Genomic DNA, 1,255 nt, shown 5'->3' with positions numbered 1-1,255 from the left:
GATTGACATCCTCTCCGTCCTAAAGGACGGAGATTCCCTCCACGCTGCGCGTGGAACACGCGGCGTCCGGGTGGGTTACCGCTTCGCCGCGCGGTGCCGGGACGAGTCCCGGTCTTACCTGCGCTCCACGGTCGTTGAGGTCCGCCTGTCCGGCGGCCTTGATGTTCTTCGCGGCGTTGACGTCCCGGTCGTGGTGGCTGCCGCAGGGGCAGTCCCACGCCCGGACGTTGAGCGCCATCTTCTCGTTGATCCGGCCACACTGCGAGCACATCCGGGTGGACGGGAAGAACCGGTCCACCCGGCCGAAAGTGCGCCCGTACCGCGCCGCCTTGTACTCCAACATGCCGGTGAATCCGGCCCATCCCGCATCGTGCACAGACTTCGCCAGTCGGGTCCGGCCGAGACCGGCCACGCACAGATCCTCGACGTACACCGCTTGGTTCTCGCGGATGATCGCCGTGGACAGTTTGTGCTGCCAGTCCCGCCGGGTGTCGGCCACCCGGGCGTGCGCCCTGGCGACCTTCACGACGGCCTTCTTCCGGTTCTGACTCCCGCGCTGCTTGCGCGAGAGCGCCTGCTGCAACCGCTTTAGCTTGCGCGCCGCGCGGCGCAGGAACTTCGGTGCGGCCACCTTCGTGCCGTCCGGGAGCACCGCGAAGTGGGTCAGTCCCAGATCGATACCGACCTCGGATTCGACCGGCGGCAACGCCTCGTCGGTGGTCTGCACGACGAACGAGGCGAAGTGACGCCCGGCCGCGTCTCGGATGATCGCCACACTCGACGGGTCCGACGGCAGCGTCCGGGACCAGCGGACCGCAAGGTCGCCGATCCTCGGCAGGCGCAACCGGCTGTTGTCGAGGACCTTGAACCGGGAGTTTTTCGTGAAGCGGATGGCCTGCCGGTTGTCCTTGCGGGACCGGAACCGGGGCGGGGCCAGCTTCCGCCCCTTGCGCTTGCCCGAGATCGAGGCGAAGAAGTTGCGGTACGCGGTGTTCAGGTCCGCCAGGGCCTGCTGCAAGACCACGGACGACACCTCGCCCAGCCATGCCCGCTCAGGCGTCAGCTTCGCCTCGGTGATCAGGCGGCGGGACAGCTCGCCGTCCGAGACGTACTTCTCGCCCGCCTCGCGGGCCTGCTGACGCAGGCGCAGCCCGTCGTTGAACACCACCCGCGCGCACCCGAACGCCCTGGCCAGCTCGATCTGCTGGCTGGTCGTCGGGTAGACGCGGAAGTTGTAACGAAGCTGCACGAGACA

Annotated in this window: 1 protein-coding gene; it reads right to left on the bottom strand. The window is 68.0% G+C overall.

Going from position 1 to position 1,255, the window contains the following annotated elements:
* Positions 1-19: 19 nt before the first annotated feature.
* Positions 20-1,255: RNA-guided endonuclease InsQ/TnpB family protein (locus NAG42_RS43830; protein ID WP_250038498.1), on the bottom strand; the 1,236-nt coding region annotated here is incomplete at its 5' end.

This window comes from Paractinoplanes maris (assembly GCF_023544465.1).
Lineage (GTDB): Bacteria > Actinomycetota > Actinomycetes > Mycobacteriales > Micromonosporaceae > Actinoplanes > Actinoplanes maris.
The sequence above is the reverse complement of the archived record's forward strand: the minus strand, read 5'-3'. Positions and strand labels throughout refer to the sequence as shown.